This is a genomic window from Burkholderia sp. Bp8992 (assembly GCF_003853705.1).
GTDB lineage: Bacteria > Pseudomonadota > Gammaproteobacteria > Burkholderiales > Burkholderiaceae > Burkholderia.
Genome location: NZ_QTQI01000076.1, coordinates 1 through 744, shown reverse-complemented (window position 1 = coordinate 744; position 744 = coordinate 1). Strand labels below are relative to the sequence as shown.

1 protein-coding gene is annotated in these 744 nt (G+C 64.7%); it reads left to right on the top strand.

Annotation, left to right across the window (positions count from 1 at the left end; translation table 11 throughout):
* On the top strand, window positions 1-744 hold a 744-nt coding region (locus DIE03_RS38020; RefSeq protein WP_260435035.1), incomplete at both ends, for a 3-hydroxybutyrate dehydrogenase.

Below are 744 nucleotides of genomic sequence, written 5' to 3'. Positions count from 1 at the left end.
CTGAATGGCAAGACCGCAGTCGTCACGGGCGCCGCGAGCGGCATCGGCAAGGAAATCGCACTCGAGCTCGCCAAGGCGGGCGCGGCCGTCGCGATCGCCGACCTGAACCAGGACGGCGCGAACGCGGTCGCCGACGAGATCAACAAGGCAGGCGGCAAGGCGATCGGCGTCGCGATGGACGTGACGAACGAGGAAGCCGTGAACAGCGGCATCGACAAGGTTGCCGAAGCATTCGGCTCGGTCGACATCCTCGTGTCGAACGCCGGCATCCAGATCGTCAACCCGATCGAGAACTATTCGTTCTCCGACTGGAAGAAGATGCAGGCGATTCACGTCGACGGCGCATTCCTGACGACGAAGGCCGCGCTCAAGCACATGTACAAGGACGATCGCGGCGGCGTCGTGATCTACATGGGTTCGGTGCACTCGCATGAAGCGTCGCCGCTGAAGTCGGCATACGTGACGGCCAAGCACGGCCTGCTCGGCCTCGCCCGCGTGCTGGCGAAGGAAGGCGCGAAGCACAACGTGCGCTCGCACGTCGTGTGTCCGGGCTTCGTGCGCACGCCGCTGGTCGACAAGCAGATTCCGGAGCAGGCGAAGGAGCTCGGCATCAGCGAAGAGGAAGTGATCAAGAAAGTGATGCTCGGCAACACGGTCGACGGCGTGTTCACGACGGTGCAGGACGTCGCGCAGACGGTGCTGTTCCTGTCGGCGTTCCCGAGCGCCGCGCTCACGGGCCAGTCG